Genomic DNA, 17,942 nt, shown 5'->3' with positions numbered 1-17,942 from the left:
CTATTGTTATTTAAATGAACTTCCCGTTGTAATCGTCTGTGGTGCGAAATTTTCGATGGATGTGTTCTTCTCATAAAAATGGGTCGCATTCGCCTGCACGCCGCTTCTCGTATAGAACGCATCTTCTGCGCCAAGTGGGAATTTCACAAGCTCGCCTGTGCTCGCTGATTTGTAAATCCCCGTGATGAGCTCCAAAGTTTGACGGCCGCTAATCCCATCGATCAGCACGGAAGCGCCAGTTTCAATCGCGGTTAACACATTGTCGATTTGACCGACATGTCCTTCATACTTCACTTCTGGCAACGCCGTATAAAAAGCTTCAAGCTCTTTCTCCAGCTCCTGGTTCGGCTCTGGGAAACCGTTGGACGTCGAGTTCGACGCCTTCACCTTCCATGGTGCAGATACACGTGCCTTCGCACCTTGGAAAATCAACTGCTGCTCCTCGCCATGATGGACGACCGAGCTCGTGATTTGCCCTAATGAGCCATTGGCGAAGCGAAGCATCCCGATAGAGAGATCCTCAACCTCTGCGTTATCATGCGACACATTGCTCATGAACGCTTGCACCTCCGTCGGGCTGCCCATCATCCAAAGCAGCGCATCGATATGATGCACCGCATGGTTCAGCGTCGGGCCTCCGCCTTCCTTCTCCCACGTACCGCGCCACCAGAGATCGTAGTAGCAATGGCCACGCCACCAGAAAGAATCGACTTGGACGTGGACGATTTTGCCCATGAGGCCGCTTTCCAGCACAGACTTCATTTTCATCATCGGCGTCTTGAAACGGTTCTGCGCCACAACAGACAGAAGTTTCCCCGTCCGCTGCGCAGCCGCATTCATCAAGTCGCATTCCTCGAGCGAAGATGCCATCGGCTTCTCCACCATGACATGCGCGCCTGCCTCGAGAAACTCCACCGTAAGAGAAGCATGCGTATACGGCGGCGTACAGATGGAAACAAGATCGATATCCTCTTGCAGCAGCTCTTTATAATCCTTCACAGCTCTCGCAGCATTCAGCTGAAAATGGTCAATTTGCTCCTGCGCTTTATCCTCATAAATATCACTAATCGCGACGATCGTACAACGCTCCGGGAATTGTAAATACGCTTCAATATGCGCCTTCGAGATTGCGCCAGCACCAATAATTGCTACCTTCAGCATCCATGTCATCTCCTTGCTATTTGTTCCTCCAAGCATACCAAGAATGCGGTTACAAATGTGACACTATTTTGTGAAAAAATACCGCTACTTTGCGGTTTGAGTTATTGAAGTAAAATCCACCACTCCTACCTCCACCTAAGCAAACACGAACACCACCATCGGCGCTCCCCAAGCTATTAAGCAAATTTAACTGGATTTCATGTAGCTAATTTTGCTGTTTATCCCTCAAAAGCCAGAATAACTGGATTTCCTACAGGTAATTGCCGCAAAAATCCTCCATATCGCTAATATGACTCATATTAACTGTACCTTTTCCATCTATTCACTCGATTCCCTCAAAAACGGCAAAATTAGCTGTAGCTTTTCCATTTAGTTAAAGGCCAGCTACTCAACTGAACGCGACTTCTACTATAGCTGCTCCTGATTCATCCCCTCTGTCCCTACTCTTACTCCCCCCACTCCTGCACCTAACTCCCGCTCCTTCTTCTTCGCTTCGGATATTCGTTATATCTACTTCCTAACATAAAAAACCCAGCTCAGGGGAGCTGGGTTTCCATTCTATTTGACAAACCCCTTACTCCGGTCTACTCTACGAGTCTATCAGTCCATACTTGACTTTAATCCGCTCCAGTTTCTCAATCATCGTACCCGAAATCACGAACAGAAAAAACACCGTCGCAATCGCATGCACGAGATCGAACCAGAAGCCAGAGATGTACACCGCAAGCAAAGCCCCCCAAGAAAAGCTAGGCGTGACCATCAGCAATGAGCCCAAATTAATGATGCCTCCGTAGATCAGCAGCGTCGCTAGTCCCCCAAAAACACACAAAGAAAGCTTCGTCTTCCTCAGCAGTCCTTTCTTGAACATGATGCCCGCCACGAAGCCTATCAGGCCAAAACAAAACATTTGCCACGGCGTCCACGGCCCTTGCCCAAAGAAGAAGTTGGACACGAATCCTGCCGTCGCTCCAACGAGAAAGCCTGCTTCTGCGCCAAAGCACACGCCAGCAATAATCACAATCGCAACGACTGGTTTGAACTGCGGCAGCATGAAGAAGGCTCCACGCCCGGCCACCGCAATCGCAGCCAAAACCGCAATCACGATAAGCTCCCTCGCCTGTGGCTTGCGATTTTCAAACACCATCGCAAATGGGATCATCGTATATAACACGATCAGTAAGCTAATAAAGTAATATTTGCGGTCATCGAGTACGAAAATCCCAAGCATCATTGTTGCAGGAATGACGATGAGGATTAGCAGTGCTGCGAAGACCGTTCGCCGACTCAAACGCCCACTAACTTTGTGCTTCTCTTGCATAGATCTACCACATCCTCTACCGTAACTGCCTCACGCCATATATGGCGCGCCATCCGATTCGCTGCCGTCGTGTAGAAGCTGTTCCCCGCGAAAAACATATGAGCAGGCTTCGACGTTATGATACTGCCATCAAAAAACATCGCACAGTCCTCGCCATACTTGGCGCAAAATTCAATATCATGCGAAACCATGACGATGGTTACGCCCTCGCTATGCAGCTTTCTAAGAAATACACCTAGCTTCTCTTTGAAAAAACCATCCAAACCCTTCGTTGGCTCATCGAGCAATAGGATTTTCGGCTCTAAGAGGAGCACCTTGGCAAGTGCTGCCCGCTGCTGTTCACCTCCGCTGAGGTCATAAGGATGCATCGCTAGGAGCGGCTCAAGCTCCGCGAATTGGACTACAGCGTCCACTTTGTGCCGCTTTTCTTCATGCGAGAACGGAGTATCTGTGAGCATTTCGTACAAATCCAGCTCCACCGTCTTCTTCACAAATAAAGTCGCTGGATTCTGCGGCAGAACACCTAATCGATTGACAAAAAGCTGCTTCGCCTTCATTTTGGCCGGGTTATGGCCATCAATCAGCACCTTCCCCCGATACGGCTGCAGGATGCCGTTGATAAGGGACAACGTGGTCGTTTTCCCAGTACCGTTCCCCCCGACTAGGCAGTAAAACTCTCCTTCCCGCACTTCTAAGGAAAGGTCCTTGATGATATCAGGCCCATTTCGTTCATGCCTGAACCACACATCCTTGAATTGAATCGCAAGATGACCTTGGCGGACAGGGATACTGGTTGGAAGATCCAATACAGACGCAGCCATCTTCTCTGTCATATAAGCACTAAGCCACTGTCGACCCTCCTTGACCGTAATTGGCTCCACCGGTCCCTCATCAACACCCGCATAGATTTGCATCGGTGAAGGCATTGCCGCAAACATCGGATGCTGCTGGGAACGAAGTACATCTCCTACCTTGGATGGCGTATCGTCAGCAAGGACTCTCCCTTGATCCAATACGATAAGCCGATCCGAGATCGGCAGAACATCCTCTAACCGATGCTCCGTCATGATTATCGTCGTCCCTAGCTCTCGATTAATTTTGCTGATCGTTTCCAGGAAATCCGCAGCAGCAATGGGATCAAGCTGGGAAGTGGGCTCATCCAGAATGAGCACCGAGGGATGCATCGCCATGATGGATGCTAAATTCAGCAGCTGCTTCTGTCCGCCAGAAAGCTCGCTTACGCTTTTGTGAAACCACGTCTGAATTCCGAAGAAGCTGGCCATTTCAGCTACTCGCAGTCGAATCGTCGACTGATCATACCCTAGGCTCTCCAGCCCAAAAGCCAGCTCATGCCACACCTTATCCGTTACGATTTGATTATCTGGACTTTGCAGCACGAATCCAATGTCCGCTGCCTGTGTGCGCTGGTCTACTTCTCTCAACACTTGCCTGCGAAAATAGATCTCCCCGCTTCGAGCGCCATGCGGTGTGAGCACCGACTTCAGCTGTCTGAGCAGCGTGCTCTTCCCACAGCCTGATTTACCGCAAATGGTCACGAACTCCCCGCTGCGAATCGTTAAATTGATCGTAGACAGGACATTCGCTTCTTGAAGCGGAAAGGCAAAGCTTAGATCCTTGATGTGATAAATCGCCATTTGAACCCCTCCACAATCTGAATGAACACAGGCAGTAAGCATAACGAGCCATAGGCTATATACATGGCTACACTAATAGGTGTTATGTCATGAACACGAATCGATGGGAAGTAGCGGATCGTATTCTCTCCCCTCCAAGCGCCTACACCTACAACGAAGATGAGTCCAACCATGATCAAACTGACCCACATATCTCGCTGATCCATTCTAAAAAGCGAGAAGCTCGTGCGGCCCGGCAAGCCATATCCCCTCGACTTCATAGAGTCGGCGGTTTCAATCGCATTTTCCAGCGCCCACGTCGTCATAATGGAAAGGATGCGAATCCCGTTGCGAGCCCTATTCACGATATTGCCTTGCGAAGCATCCCTGCCGATGCATTTCTGAGCATTGGAAATAATTCTTAACTGCGCTAAATATCTAGGAACAAAACGAAGCACCATAGAAAGAATCAGCGACAGGGCAGGCATGATCTTGCCGAATAAATAAATAAATTTATCCGAGGTCATCACCGCGTTGTAGCAGGAGAACCACACAATAACCGTCACGTACATACAAGCTGCAGCGATTCCATACAGCATGGATTCAAGCGTAAAGGGATTTCCATTGTGTAGATAGAACAGAATCGTCACACCCGCGTGATTGAAAACGGGATTCATCACAGCCATTAGCACGAGCAACGGAATCAGATATAGCGCATTAAATTTGGCGGCTTTCTTCCCTTTTAACGTCACGGAATAGAGTGCTGCACCGATGAGCGCAATCGCTTGAAATATCGGGTGCATGAACACCATGCTGCCTACGATCATCGCCATGAAATACACAAAATTAACAACGGGATGGAACGTCGAAAAAGCATCTCGCCTCATTTTTCCCCTCCTGCCCCAGCCGGACCTCCGCCCACATCGCGCCCTAAATCACAGGTATATACCCAATCGATGACATCGCCGTCTTTTAACAGAAACCGACTAGCCCCATAATTAGGAAACCAACCATTCACTTTGTACATCCAGCCACTTAGCTCTCCACAGTCAAACTCATATAAATTGTGAATACCCTCGATATAATTACTGTTATAAATCGGCGTCATTGCGAATTCCATATGGATTTTGTTCTTCTTCATCTCTCTGAGCAGGACATCGAACACCGATTCCCCCTCGAAAAAGGTCACCGTTTGCGCCTTATAAATAACGCCGCCCTCCGGCAGCACTTCCAGCTTATCCTTATTGAAACTGCTCATATGGTTCAAAATCGTCTTGCAAGTCACGGATAACGTAGCCGTTAACGTCTTTTTCTTATTGATCGTGACATCCTGCCACTCGACAGGCTTCGGTTTCCCCTCTGGTACAGGCTCGGTTAGGAATTTATCCTTCGTTGGTTCTGGTGTTTGGGAGGGAAGCGCTGTTGGCTTGGCAGTGTCAACGGATGGTTCAGGGCTAGTCTTTTCAACCGCTGGCTTCTTTGCGACTTCTGTTGGTTTAGGCTCAGCCGAATTAGGCTTCGTTCCTGCTTCTACATTTGGCTTGTCAGCCTCTGCAATGTCGACATCTGAATCCTTAACCGCTTCTTGAATCGGTTGAGTAGACGCTGTTTCCTGTGGAGCAACCGTTGGCATTGCCACTGGCGTTACTTGAGCTTCGGAGCTACTTAACTCGGGCACAATCGAGCTTTTCGGGTTATCCCCGCCCCAGAAGAACGCAATGGCCAACAGCCCAACAATCCCAACAGCAGCCAGCCATTTATTCATTAACATGCGATTATTCACATCCTTAACTAACAAAGCAAGGGCACTCACATGCCCCTGCTCGTCATTGCTTATTCTACGTTTACATCCGTCATATCGTATAATCGAGTTTTCCCTTTGATGAGTCGGTCGTACGCCACAAGTGCATACATCGCTTGATCAGTCGCCATAGGATCCACTTCGCCTGGTTTGCCTCCGCCATTATCGACTCCGCCGGATTTTACATGGTAGAAACCGCCGCTCCCGGAGGAGAAGCTTAACAAGGCATCTATCACCGAGCTGCCGTTTTTGATAAAGCGCGCATCCGTGTGAGGATTGATCCCAAGGCTGGTCAGCGCCACTACGACCTGAGCAATGCTTTCTACGTTCGCGGTTTCATAACTCGCGTAGCCGCCGTCTGCCTTTTGAGCTTTGGATAACCAAGTCAGTGCGCGATCTACAGCCGCCTGAACTTGCTGATTCGTTTTATAATAAGGAGCTAGACCTTGGATCGCCATCGCTGTAATGTCCGGATCGGACTCTGCCGCGTTCTCGCCTAGAGCCCATCCACCACCGGATAGTTCCCTTTTCAAAATAAAATCGATCAGCAGCTCTCTGGTTGTCTGTTTCTTAACGCCATTAACAATCGGGATGTCATAGGCTTTGCTATCCAGCGCAATGAGGGCGAAGATAGGACCATTGATTCCTTGCTTGATAAGCGTATCGTAATCGGCTAGCCATTCTCTTAGATTGTAGCCAGCTACTTGATCAACGCTGCGGCCAATCGAGGTTAATCCCAAGATGACTCGGTCATACTCCGTATACTTCACGGCGTGCAGTTTGCCCGACTTTTCCTTCAAAATCTTTTCCACATTCGCGTAATATTTCGCATAATAGGCATCAGGAACTGGAACGCCAGAGCGCGCCAGTCCTAATACCGTCCAATCTCCACCGATTGAAGCAATCACAGGATCCGTTATCGTTTGCTGCAGGAATGCAGCAGTTTGGTTCATTTGCTTCTCAACCACAGCTTTCTTGACTAGATCTGGCTGTTGCGTTTCCGGTTTGTTATCAAGCTTATACTGGTAAGCTCTCATCGCAACAACCGTTGCCATTTCCCTAGTTACTTGATCCGCCGGTTGGAACTGGTTATTCCAACCTGACATCAGTTCCTGGGAAATAACCGTTTGCACAGCCGCTTTCGCCCAAGCCGATACCTGCCCTAAATCTTCAATAGTTGGCGTCTGTGCCGCTGTTGGAAGGTTGAGTGCATGAACAATAATGACCGCCATTTGCTCACGTGTCAGCTTCTCGTTTGGACTAAACTGGTCATCGCTCGTTCCTGTAATGAAGCCAGCTTTATACGCAGCGTTCACGTAAGGGTAGAACCAGTCCCCTTGAGCAACGTCCTTAAAGTTAATGGTCTTATCCGTTTGCACATCTAGCCCAAGAACGCCTACCAGCATTTTGGTGAACTCAGCTCTTGTCACCGTCGTTTGAGGACTAAATTTACCATCGCTGCCCTCGACATAAGCTTTCTTTGTAGCCTCGCTGATTGCGTCAACAGCCCAAGGGGAGATCGTGCCCGCGTCTGTGTACAGCTTATTTAAATCAAATGCCACAGCTGTTTCTTCGATACTTGTATACGAAACGAAGCTCGTAAAATGATTTGTTTTAATGATCAAATCATTATCTTTCACAAACGCATACGTGATTTTTTCCTTACCCTTTGTAGCCTCAGTTCCTTCCGCCTCTGTCGCATAAATCTCGATCGGCGTAAACGTATTGCCTTCGATAAATCCAACTTGCTGCCCTTTCGCACCTGTAAGCACGATAGTTACTGGTCTATCGAATAGAACCGATTCGTTCGGGTTCCCCATTGCAAAAGCTTGATTTAGCTTGAGTTGCTTCGCAGTCTCTTCACTTAAACCACTCTTCACCAAATCCTGAAGTGTTGTATCCTTCGTATCCAGTGCAGTTAGTAGCTCGACACTGGCATTCCCCGATTTTAGAATCGTTCCCTTATCGATGGAAAGTGAAATGTCGCCTTTCACAGCGGAAATCATAGGAATGCTGTCTTTCACGTCTTCTAGATTAAGGATAACTTTGGAGGTCACCTTAGGAAGGTTAATGGTAATTAATTCTTTGTCTTTCATGTCTTTTGTAATGTTTACTGGGTAATTTTCTTTGATATCCGTTGGAACATCGATGATTGGCTTTTTATCGTTAGGATTGTTTGGACCAATTGGCAGTGCCCCTGTTGGTATCTTTTGTCCTAGATCTTCTCCATAATCTGTTGTATAACGCCATTGGATAGAGTCGCCATTCTTAGGGAAGTATGTATCAGCTCCATGGTCAGGATAGGTGCCATTTACGTTGTACATCCAGCCGCTTCCAACACCATATCCATCGGTATCTATCTCTTTATATCCTGCAATGGCTTGTACATAAACACTGCTCCATTTGGTACTCCACATGTATAAATAATTAATTCCATGATCATCAAGTACTCTCTTGAGTATACTCCATACCGTATCCCCACTTTGAAGCTCAACACTTAATTCCGGAACGATATATCCTTTATTTACGGTTAGTACATCTACAGATAATGTTACACGATTGGAAGTTGGAGGCGTAATACCACCACCTGGGGTTTGTACCACACTAGACGTGTAAGCAATAAAGTCCGTAAAATGCTTGGTTTTAACAATAAGATCATTACCACTATCGTAGGCATACTCATTTAACCCGCTAGCAATGCCTGCTAGATCATCGGAAAATCTCTGTATCGTACTTGGCGATCCATTCTGGATGTAGGCTGCTTCTTTCCCTTTCATGCCAGCAAAGGTTAACGTAATAAACTGATTAAACTCAATTCGATTACTGCCGCCAAGTGTGATTGCTTGGTTCACCATATCAAGCTTTTTACCGCTTTGAACAAGTGTATTCACTTTATCTTTTAAACCAGAATCATCTGGATTATTAGATGTAATTAGTTCAAGTGCCGATGGATCACCGCTAGTTACTTGTGCGCCCTTTGGAATAACAACAGAAATATTCCCTTTTCTCGTTTCAATTTTCGGAAGGTTAGTTCCGGAAGGCAAATTAACAAGAATCTTTGAATTGTTATCACTTGGAATGACAACAGTTATCTCTTTGTTTTCATCCGCATTGGTGATAGGAATGATGTAGTCCAAATTATCCGATGGGATATTAATATTAGGCTGATTCCCGCTTGGCAACTGGATTTCGGTCTCACCTGTTGCAGGTGTATCTCCAATTACATCCGTCATATCATAAAGTCGTTTACTACCATTCACGAATCGGTCGTAAGCCACAAGCGCGTAAGTGCCTTGATCGGTCGCAAGAGCATTTACGCCGCCCGTCCTAAGATGCTTAAATCCACCATTTGCTCCTGCAAAAGAAAGCAACCCATCTATGGCTGATTTGCCACTCTTGATAAATCGGGTATCGGTACTTGGATCGATGCCTAGTGCTGTTAAAGCCGTAACGACTTGTGCGACGCTTTCGCTGCTTGATCCAAAGCCGCCTTCATTGTCTTGTTTGCTAGATAACCAAGCAACTGCCCGATCACCAGCGCTTTTCACATCAGGTTGCGTCTGATAATAGGGAGCAAGAGCCTGAAGTGCCATCGAGGTTAGATCGTAATCGACAGTACTCCCGAACCCCCATCCCGCTGCGTTAACTGTACCCTTTTTTATTTCTTTGCTTAACAGATATTCAACCAGATTAGCTCTGGTTGCTTGTTTTTTCCCTGCCTCAACAGTAGGAATCTGATAATTCCTGGCATCAAAAGCTAATAGTGCAAAGATGGGACCATTTATCCCTTGTTTAATAACATAATCGTAATCGGAGAGCGCAGACGTCAGGTCATAGCTCCCCACTTTTGTTGGATCTTTGCCAATAGAAGCAAGTCCTAGCATCGCTCTGGAATGCTCTGTACCCTTTGTTTTATCCAGTACACCATTATTTAAAGTCATTAAGCGAGTAACTTCGGTGACTACGTTATTGTAATACGATTGGCAATACCCCTCGGGTACCGTGTAGTTACCTCTTGCCAAGGAAAGGACAGACCATTCTCCACCCAACGTGCCAAATGCAGGTTTGTCTACCGTTCGTAATAGATAAGCTAGGCTTTTATTCAGGTGATCTTTTGCTGCTTTTTTAATGTCGATTTTATAAGTAATGACAAATGTTTGCTCATTGGTATTGCCGGATGAGTCCGTTGCTTTCACAACAACCGTGTTGGCTCCCAAATTAAGCACAAGCGCATAGAGTCCGTCTGTTTTAGAAATGACTGTTCCGTTCAACTTCACTTCCGATGTAATACCCTCAGGGGTATTATCCGTCACAACTACACCAACACTTAAATTCGCCTCAGATACTTCTTGGTTATTCGATATACCTGATACCGTAAGGCTAGGCTTTTCCGCATCTTTTTCAAATGACTTATTCAGGCTGGCGAGCGCGCTGTCAACACTTGCTTGCGTACTCTCAAGATTTGAAAGCACGGTATACGCGTGATCATACGCTAATCGAACAGCTTTATCCGCCAAAATAGTTACTTTATTCGGATCGCTATTAATTCCTGCTACTCTAGCAAGCAGAGCATCTTTATTCGCTGGGTTTGGAAGATAGCGCCATTCGTTGGCTCCAAGATCAGCTCCCCACCCATAAAGGGAAAACTCAATTCGAAAGACATCTCCATCATGGGGGATATACTGAGACGCACCCACATCAGGCATTGTATTATTAACAACATACATCCAACCTGACATGGACGTATAGTCAAATTCACCGAGCCAGTGATCGTCCAGCTTTAAACCAATATGATCGCTATTTAAGTTGATTTGATCTTGAATAAACGTAGGTACCTGTATAGCCGTCGTATTATCCTTAACTTTAGATAAATAGAAGGAATCTTCAATACTGCCATAGGTTTGATAGTTACCTTCACCCAATACACGAGTGATTACAGCTGCGCCATTATCACCTTCGTATAAGGGAAAATTGATGGGTTCCTGATAAAAGCCCTGTCCTATCGTAAATTTCTCAACAGAAGCCGTTACATGGCCTATGGGGGTAGGCTCTGGCTTTGGTTCAGCTTCCACAATCAATGGCTGCGTACCTCTGACAACACCAGGGGCACCATCGGAACGATAATTGGTAACTTCCACGGTATAATTTCCAGCGGCTACACCTTGGTCAAACACAGCTACACCACTAGCATTTGTGAACTTTTCGGCAGCACCAACTTTTACCTTCAACCCCTCAGCTGCAGAGTCTATAAACCCTGTGTTGAGCCAGTCATAGGTTGTTTTCGTTACCGTTACGGAAAAGGGGGCGTTCGCACTAACGGGGGTTGACGAAATGGTGATCGACTTCAATAGTTGCGTATTGAGATCACCGTAATAGACAATTACCTGATCATTGCTCTCCAAGGCATACTGGTCTATACCTACATCAGGAATAATCCACTGACCTTGACGTTTAATGGCATAGTTCCATCCATCGTAACCACCGTATGATGCAGCTTGTATCCCATTAATTGCGGTCACATAGGAACCATAGGATGAACTCGAGACAATAGGGGTGATATCTGTCTGAGCCACTAAAGCCTCTAAGGCAGTTGAGCCCTCGGCTATTCCCTCTTTGATAAGACCCTGCGGCCCCTCCACTCGAAGTGAAACGGAAACTGGATTTTCACTCGCAGCGAAAACTTGATTAGCTGGTGCTATGGCAGTAAATAAAACAGATAATACCATTAGCGTAGCTAAAATAGACGACATCATTTTGCGTTGTAACTTCGTAAACATTCTCTCCACTTCTCTCCCTTACTTCCCTAAGATTTGTCGCACGCCAAAACAAAAAAAGACCAACCCTCAGGCGGGGTGGCCTTCTTAATTCATGAATAAACAAACATAGTAGCGCCATACTGGCTACAGAACGCTAACTGAATTCCCACCCCCCGGAGAATCAGAGCAACAACGAAATAAGGCAGGTATCCTGGCTCATGCATCATCGTAAACTTTTCGCCTTCCCATCCCCGACGGGGACAGTGGCCTGATAGAAAAGTAACTCCGCATTTACAGTGGCGGGACCGCGCAGGTTTTACACCTGACTTCCCTTTTAAGCACCTTCGACAGAAACATCAAGAAGTGCACCTTACACGCAATTTATGTAGTTATATGGCTTCATACTAGCGGGTAATCCTATATTTGTCTAGTAGTTTCATAGGATTGAACATTCACCAAACAAAAAAAGGCAACCCCTCCAGGACACGAAGTCCCGCGGGATTACCTTCCTCTTTTACCCGTGCAATTCGTAAATTAATACTTACAAATGCTACGCGTAATGATAACTAACAAAATGAAAAGTACAAGAATACTAGCGGCCGAATTGTTTTTCGGAGGACAAGCAACTGCTTGCGTGTGGACTGGTTTCGGGAAAACAAATTCGGTTTGTTGGTAGGACGCGTGCAGGTGGATCGGTTGTTGCATAATAGGCGCAGGAGCTGGAAGCGGAGTCGGCATTGGCATTGGCATTGGCATTGGCATTGGCATTGGTTGCATTGGGTAATTCGGAACTTTTATATGTTCCATGAGAGAGCACCTCCTTCATATTTTCCTTACATGGGCTTTCAAACTTGCGGTTTAACTTGGAAGTTATTGTTGAAGTTGGGTGAATAGCTTACAACATCAGTCTATGGGGAACCACCTACGTTGCACACGGTAAACACCCAGTTACTTAATAAATTGGGTGGGTGTCATGGGCGAACGAGCATATGCGCGAAACAACATACGTTTTAGGCATAGGCAGCTAGCTTAGGCAACTGCCGCCGATTTATTAATCGCACCACCTCAACAGTAACGGTGTTTTTCATCACTACAGAGCTAATTTTCACACCACACCCTGCTGTAACGATGTTTTTCATCACTACAGCACGAATAATCACGAATCCCCCTCGATTCCGCAACTGTAACGGTATTTTTCATCACTACAGAGCTAGTTTTCGCGCCTCACCTTGCTGTAACGGTGTTTTTCATCATTACAGCCCCGGCACAACACAAAAAAGGACCGCCTCCTCATCAGAGGAAGCAGTCCTACTAGCCTTACACGTATGGATTATTCTCACGTTCGAAACCGATCGTTGTTTTCGCGCCATGGCCCGAATAGACGATGACATCGTCATCCAGCAGAAACAGCTTATCCTGAATGGAATCCAGCAGGGTATTGTTGTCTCCACCGAGAAGATCGGTGCGACCGACCGATAATTTAAACAATACATCACCGCTGAAGAGGTGCTTATCATACAAGAAGCTCACACTGCCTGGCGAGTGGCCAGGAGTATGGAACACCTTGAGCTGGATACCCAGGAACTCAAGCGTTTGTCCTTCATCCAGCGCGAATTCCGCAGGATCAGTAACAATCGGAGCGCCAAGATCAGGCCAGCGTGCGGAGCCGTTTTTCTTCGGATTCGTCAGCCAATCGGCTTCCAGGTCGTGAATATACACGGGGCAGCCCTTGAGCTTACGAATCTCATCTACACCACCGATGTGATCGAAATGCCCGTGTGTCAGCAGAATCGCGACGATATCCATGTCGGCGATTTTTTTGATCAGCGACTTGGGATTCATTCCTGGATCGATTATAATACCTTGATTCGTCTCTGGATTCGACAGTAAGTACGCGTTCGTCTGAACCGGACCTAGAACGAAGGATTGAATGTTGATCATCGTGTTGCCACCCTCACCCTTAGAACGACTCGATCAATGAACGAAGTTCCTTCACAATAACAGCATGATATCCGTTACCTTCGCCATATTGACGGCCCATTTCTGCTCTAGCTACTTGAATTTTTTCGTTATAGTCTGCCGCATCGCGATCAGGATTTTCTTTCTTGAATTGCGTCATAACCGCTTGCACATTCTTAGGGCGAGGGCCCCAGTGTCCAAGCACGAAACCGCCTGTATCTGTGAAAATCACGATCGGAATAGCACGGCCGCCGCCTGTTAGGAATTGATCAATTACATCATAATTTTGCTCGATAATTAGAACTTCTGTCGGCACGCCGCTATTTTCCAAAGCCTTGAAAACAACAGGCACGTTGCGAACAACGTCTCCACACCAATCAGCAGCCACAATCAAGCAACGAAGATCATCGCGATTATTGAGGGATTCGAAATATTCCTTATCCTCTTCATTGTCCCATGCGAAACCTTCGTAATACGCTAGGAATTGCTCTTTATTTTTCTCCATACCATCGATAAACTGTTGCGGCTTCAAGCCTGTGCGCAGCTTACTAGCAAGATTAGTACTCATTGATTTCATCCTCCCAAGAAAAGTCCATATTCTCATTCATTGTAACAAAAGCAAACGAAACCGCCAAATCAACCTTGGTTAGACTTTCGCTTTTCTTTTGAGATAAAATTGATAGCCTGCATACAAAATCGTCAGTACGATCGCAGCGATAATCAAAGGTTTAATATATGGCCCTGCATACTCGCCAATCGTTTCCCAGTTATCCTTCAATTTCATGCCCAAATAAATATACAGAAACGAGTAGGGAACTAAGGCTAAAGCCGTGTACAGGGAGAATTTCCCCAAAGGCATCTTCGCCATACCACCTGGCAATGATATCGCATGACGTACAATTGGAATAAATCTCGCTGTAAAAATCATCCCCGTGCCGTACCGATTAAACCAGCTCTCCGCCACATCGATATGATGCTTGCTGATCAGCAGGTATTTCCCATACCTCTCCAGGAAAGGCCTGCCCCCATAACGCCCGATCCAATATAGTACGATTTGGGCCAAAGTCCCCCCAACGACCGCGCAAACCATGCCACCCACGAAGTTAATTTGACCTTTGGATACGAGATACCCTGCATAAGCTAAAAGCAATTCGTTCGGAATGACCTCTAGCATGAGTCCAAGGAAAATCCCCCAGTACCCCAAGCCTTCCAAATACATCAAAACACTGTGAATCAACTCACTCATCCGTAACCCTCTCTTCACTTTGCTTTCCATCATATTTGCTGTAAATATACCTGCTACCTAGTCAAAACTATTTTAATGATCTCATCCACATTCTATCATAGACAGGCTCTCAACCACTACTTGTAAGCAACTCATCGTTAAAATACGCCACAATATGCGATTTACAAGCCTCTACAGGTGCCTCAACAGGTGCGCTGAGCTCTTTATCGGCTCGGTGTATCAGCCCGTGTTCCAACGGGATCGGTTTCCACTCCCCCACGAGTGGTGGTAACTCGTAAATCCCGATTCATGCGCTGACAAGCCTCCGCATAAGATGTACAAGACCCTTGTACAGGAGGCGGACCCTATGTCCCGAGTATGGATTGTCAAACGAAAACATGTCTTTCAGCTAGCAGCCGCACTTCTACTCCTTCTCATTGGATGGCTGTATGTAAATCGAGAAAGCATCCTGCCAACCTTTGCCGAGCCCGCGGCAGAACGCACCATTCATATGGTTGTTGGCGAGTTCAAATCCACCACCGCTGATGGCAAAACCATCGAAGCCTATCGATGGGACCCCGGTTCCGTCAACGTGAGGAAAGGCGAACATATTAAACTCAGCATCTATGGCGTCAATGGCGAGAGTCATCCCTTTCTCATAGAGGGACTCAATATCAGCGGTGAAATCAAAAAAGGCAAAGAAACCATCGTACATTTTACAGCTAATCAAGCAGGTACGTATCGCCTAATCTGCATGACACATACGGATATGGCGCATAGCGGACCGATGATTGGCTATATTAATGTAAATTAGTTTCTTGTCCTAGCGAACCTTAAGTCATCCTTCTGTTACCTCGAATCGTCATCATCAGGCGACTCGATAGCAGAAGTGGCATTAAGGTTTTTTTTCGTTTACACTGATGCCAAGCTCAATTGATTCCCAACGAAGAAGGTGCTCCCCCTGTGAAAACACACATACTCGTCGCCGATGACGATGCCCATATTCGCGAACTGATGCGCTTCCTCTTTTCCAAAGAAGGTTATGCTGTCTTTGAAGCAAGTGACGGTGAACAAGCTTCGAGACTGCTGGAAACGGAACAAATCCATCTCGCCGTTGTCGATGTCATGATGCCGCTGCGAGACGGCTTGGAGCTATGCGCGGAAATCCGCGAACACTACGATATTCCTGTACTTCTTGTGACAGCCAAAGGAGAGATTGAAGATAAAGAACGAGGCTTTGCCTCAGGCACCGATGATTACGTGGTAAAGCCGTTCGAGCCGAAGGAATTACTCTTCCGAACGCGCGCGTTATTGCGGCGATACCAGCTGGTTTCCTCGGAGATGATTACACTTGGCCACACTGTCATCAATCGCAAAAGCTATGAAGTCACGATCGCAGGTGAAACGCTGCTGCTACCGCTCAAAGAATTTCAGCTGCTCGCACAATTGGCGAGTCATCCAGGGCGCATTTTCACACGTGAGCAACTAATTCAAATGCTGTGGGGCACAGATTATGAGGGTGACAGCCGAACCATCGATGTACATATCAAGCGACTGCGGGAGCGTTTTTATGAGAAAACGAATGATTTTATGATTACGACAGTGAGAGGACTTGGTTACAAGCTTGAGGTGACGGAAGGGTGAAAACATTATACTTTCGCATCGTTGTTACGTTTATTCTCATCGCAATGGTCAGCTCCGTGCTCGCACTCTTTCTTTCGAATTGGTATTATCTAACGAAATTAAGGGATCAGAACGAGGAACAAATTTGGAAAATAACGACGGAAATCCGATCTCTTTATGAAGAAATGCCGGCAGTGGAGCCTGCTGCATATTTCACCCATATTGCCAATATGGGGTTCCAGCTTTATGTCGTGAATGAGCAGATGGCGGGGACCTACTATGGAACGCCGTATAAACATACGCAGTTGGAGCCGGAGCAAATTCGTCGCGTTATAGCGGGAGAAACGTACCGAGGGATGCTGCAGGAGCGTCATGTTCTGATGGTGATCGGATATTTTGAAAATAGCCTGCGCAACAGTATCGGTGTTCCTGTTCAGGTGCAGGGAAAAACGTATGCTTTGTTTGTTCGGCCTAATTTGGAACAGCAAATTGGTGGCGTGCGCGTCCTGATGGCTTTTCTGCTCGGACTTACCTTCCTTTTCAGCATCGTCCTCATCATTATTTTCTCCCAATTCATCGTGAAGCCTGTAAAAAAATTGCGAGAAGCTACAAAACGGATCGTTGGCGGGAGCTACGAAATGACAATGGACGTTTCCCGTCAAGATGAAATTGGGGAGCTTGCACGAGATTTCACCTACATGGCGCAATCGCTCAAACAGGTTGAAGATATGCGGCAGGAATTCGTGGGCAATGTCTCCCATGAAATCCAGTCTCCGTTAACCTCGATTCAGGGCTTCGCCCAATCCATACTGGATCAGACGACCTCTGAGGAGGAGAAAGCGCACTATCTTCACATCATTTTAGACGAAAGCAAAAGATTGTCCTCTCTCAGTAAACAGCTCCTAATGCTAGCCTCATTAGATAAAGAGAGTCATGTAGTTAAGTGTTCCGTGTACCGTTTGGATGAACAAATCCGTCAAATTCTCATTCATACGGAGTGGCAATGGTCGGAGAAGGGGATCGACATCGAACTGGATCTACCGGAAACGAACATATCGGCCGACCACCAATTGATGCATCAGGTTTGGCTTAATCTCATTACGAATGCCATCAAATACGCTCGTCCTCATGACTCGTTACACTTTGCGATTCAGTCATCAGAGACGGAGGTCATCGTTGTGGTGCGCGACACAGGGATTGGCATGTCTGAGGCAGAGCTGCCTCATATTTTTACTCGCTTCTACAAAGCCGATCGGTCCCGAAACCGCGCCAGTGCTGGCACGGGACTTGGTTTATCGATTGTTCAGAAAATTATCGAGCTGCACGGTGGCAGTATTCAAGTGCAGAGTGAGCTCGGCAAAGGGACGACTTTCACTGTTCTACTGCCGCGATTGTAATCTGGCATTCATCATCCGTTCATATTTCTCTCCTACAATTCGAAGTAGATTTAGGAGAGGGGAATGAA

General features: G+C 46.7%; 14 protein-coding genes and 1 riboswitch. Of the genes, 3 read left to right on the top strand and 11 right to left on the bottom strand.

Translation table 11 applies throughout. From position 1 onward, the window contains the following. Positions 1–6 precede the first annotated feature (6 nt). The 11 genes from AC58QC_RS11135 to uptA all read right to left on the bottom strand — a co-directional run bounded on the left by AC58QC_RS11135 (position 7) and on the right by uptA (position 14,875). A complete protein-coding gene (locus AC58QC_RS11135) occupies positions 7–1,161 on the bottom strand; it encodes a Gfo/Idh/MocA family protein (protein WP_497415210.1) in 1,155 nt (384 codons plus the stop codon). A 589-nt stretch (positions 1,162–1,750) separates the two neighbouring features. Beyond that, positions 1,751–2,479, bottom strand: coding sequence for an ECF transporter S component (locus AC58QC_RS11130; protein ID WP_497415209.1), 729 nt, complete (start codon positions 2,477–2,479; stop codon positions 1,751–1,753). Beyond that, complete coding sequence (locus AC58QC_RS11125) at positions 2,446–4,134, bottom strand: ABC transporter ATP-binding protein (RefSeq protein ID WP_497415208.1); 1,689 nt, start codon at positions 4,132–4,134, stop codon at positions 2,446–2,448. Before AC58QC_RS11125 ends, AC58QC_RS11130 begins: the two co-directional genes overlap by 34 nt. Further along, on the bottom strand, positions 4,107–5,000 hold the full coding sequence (locus AC58QC_RS11120) for an energy-coupling factor transporter transmembrane component T (RefSeq protein ID WP_497415207.1): 894 nt from the start codon (positions 4,998–5,000) through the stop codon (positions 4,107–4,109). The genes AC58QC_RS11125 and AC58QC_RS11120 overlap by 28 nt, the downstream gene beginning before the upstream one ends. Then, positions 4,997–5,884: a DUF4430 domain-containing protein gene (locus AC58QC_RS11115; RefSeq protein ID WP_497415206.1), complete on the bottom strand. Its 888-nt coding sequence runs from the start codon at positions 5,882–5,884 to the stop codon at positions 4,997–4,999. Before AC58QC_RS11115 ends, AC58QC_RS11120 begins: the two co-directional genes overlap by 4 nt. Positions 5,885–5,946: 62 nt before the next feature. Next, positions 5,947–11,691, bottom strand: coding sequence for an S-layer homology domain-containing protein (locus tag AC58QC_RS11110; RefSeq protein ID WP_497415205.1), 5,745 nt, complete (start codon positions 11,689–11,691; stop codon positions 5,947–5,949). A 163-nt stretch (positions 11,692–11,854) separates the two neighbouring features. Continuing rightward, a riboswitch (cobalamin riboswitch) is annotated at positions 11,855–12,058 on the bottom strand. A gap of 146 nt (positions 12,059–12,204) precedes the next feature. Continuing rightward, the gene (locus tag AC58QC_RS11105; protein WP_497415204.1) at positions 12,205–12,477 is read right to left on the bottom strand and encodes a hypothetical protein; all 273 of its coding nucleotides are present in this window, start codon (positions 12,475–12,477) and stop codon (positions 12,205–12,207) included. Between the two features lie 203 nt (positions 12,478–12,680). Beyond that, a complete protein-coding gene (locus tag AC58QC_RS11100) occupies positions 12,681–12,830 on the bottom strand; it encodes a hypothetical protein (protein WP_497415203.1) in 150 nt (49 codons plus the stop codon). Between the two features lie 157 nt (positions 12,831–12,987). Beyond that, entirely contained in the window at positions 12,988–13,611 is a 624-nt protein-coding gene (locus AC58QC_RS11095) for an MBL fold metallo-hydrolase (RefSeq protein ID WP_497415202.1), read from the bottom strand. A gap of 19 nt (positions 13,612–13,630) precedes the next feature. Then, positions 13,631–14,197 carry a thioredoxin family protein gene (locus tag AC58QC_RS11090; protein ID WP_497415201.1) on the bottom strand — a complete coding sequence of 189 codons (567 nt, stop codon included), beginning with the start codon at positions 14,195–14,197 and terminating at the stop codon, positions 13,631–13,633. Between the two features lie 78 nt (positions 14,198–14,275). Next, entirely contained in the window at positions 14,276–14,875 is a 600-nt protein-coding gene (gene uptA, locus AC58QC_RS11085; protein WP_497415200.1) for an undecaprenyl phosphate transporter UptA, read from the bottom strand. 346 nt (positions 14,876–15,221) lie between these two features. Between uptA and AC58QC_RS11080 the strand changes: the two genes are divergently transcribed. From AC58QC_RS11080 to AC58QC_RS11070, 3 genes are all read left to right on the top strand, one after another. Next, positions 15,222–15,668, top strand: a complete 447-nt coding sequence (locus tag AC58QC_RS11080; RefSeq protein WP_497415199.1) for a cupredoxin domain-containing protein — start codon at positions 15,222–15,224, stop codon at positions 15,666–15,668. A gap of 149 nt (positions 15,669–15,817) precedes the next feature. Further along, a complete protein-coding gene (locus AC58QC_RS11075) occupies positions 15,818–16,498 on the top strand; it encodes a response regulator transcription factor (protein WP_497245619.1) in 681 nt (226 codons plus the stop codon). After that, positions 16,495–17,874 (top strand): sensor histidine kinase, encoded by a 1,380-nt coding sequence (locus AC58QC_RS11070; RefSeq protein ID WP_497415198.1) that lies wholly within the window; start codon positions 16,495–16,497, stop codon positions 17,872–17,874. The genes AC58QC_RS11075 and AC58QC_RS11070 overlap by 4 nt, the downstream gene beginning before the upstream one ends. Positions 17,875–17,942: the final 68 nt, after the last annotated feature.

This window comes from Paenibacillus sp. J22P51, assembly GCF_059692215.1.
Note: the sequence above shows the minus strand (reverse complement) of the source record. Positions and strands in the feature narration are given on the sequence as shown.

Bases quoted from the DNA above. Each gene is read 5' to 3' on its own strand.
- AC58QC_RS11135 (WP_497415210.1), bottom strand. From the start codon at position 1,161: ATGCTGAAGGTAGCAATTATTGGTGCTGGCGCAATCTCGAAGGCGCAT.
- AC58QC_RS11130 (WP_497415209.1), bottom strand. From the start codon at position 2,479: ATGCAAGAGAAGCACAAAGTTAGTGGGCGTTTGAGTCGGCGAACGGTC.
- AC58QC_RS11125 (WP_497415208.1), bottom strand. From the start codon at position 4,134: ATGGCGATTTATCACATCAAGGATCTAAGCTTTGCCTTTCCGCTTCAA.
- AC58QC_RS11120 (WP_497415207.1), bottom strand. From the start codon at position 5,000: ATGAGGCGAGATGCTTTTTCGACGTTCCATCCCGTTGTTAATTTTGTG.
- AC58QC_RS11115 (WP_497415206.1), bottom strand. From the start codon at position 5,884: ATGTTAATGAATAAATGGCTGGCTGCTGTTGGGATTGTTGGGCTGTTG.
- AC58QC_RS11110 (WP_497415205.1), bottom strand. From the start codon at position 11,691: ATGTTTACGAAGTTACAACGCAAAATGATGTCGTCTATTTTAGCTACG.
- AC58QC_RS11105 (WP_497415204.1), bottom strand. From the start codon at position 12,477: ATGGAACATATAAAAGTTCCGAATTACCCAATGCAACCAATGCCAATG.
- AC58QC_RS11095 (WP_497415202.1), bottom strand. From the start codon at position 13,611: ATGATCAACATTCAATCCTTCGTTCTAGGTCCGGTTCAGACGAACGCG.
- AC58QC_RS11090 (WP_497415201.1), bottom strand. From the start codon at position 14,197: ATGAGTACTAATCTTGCTAGTAAGCTGCGCACAGGCTTGAAGCCGCAA.
- uptA (WP_497415200.1), bottom strand. From the start codon at position 14,875: ATGAGTGAGTTGATTCACAGTGTTTTGATGTATTTGGAAGGCTTGGGG.
- AC58QC_RS11080 (WP_497415199.1), top strand. From the start codon at position 15,222: ATGTCCCGAGTATGGATTGTCAAACGAAAACATGTCTTTCAGCTAGCA.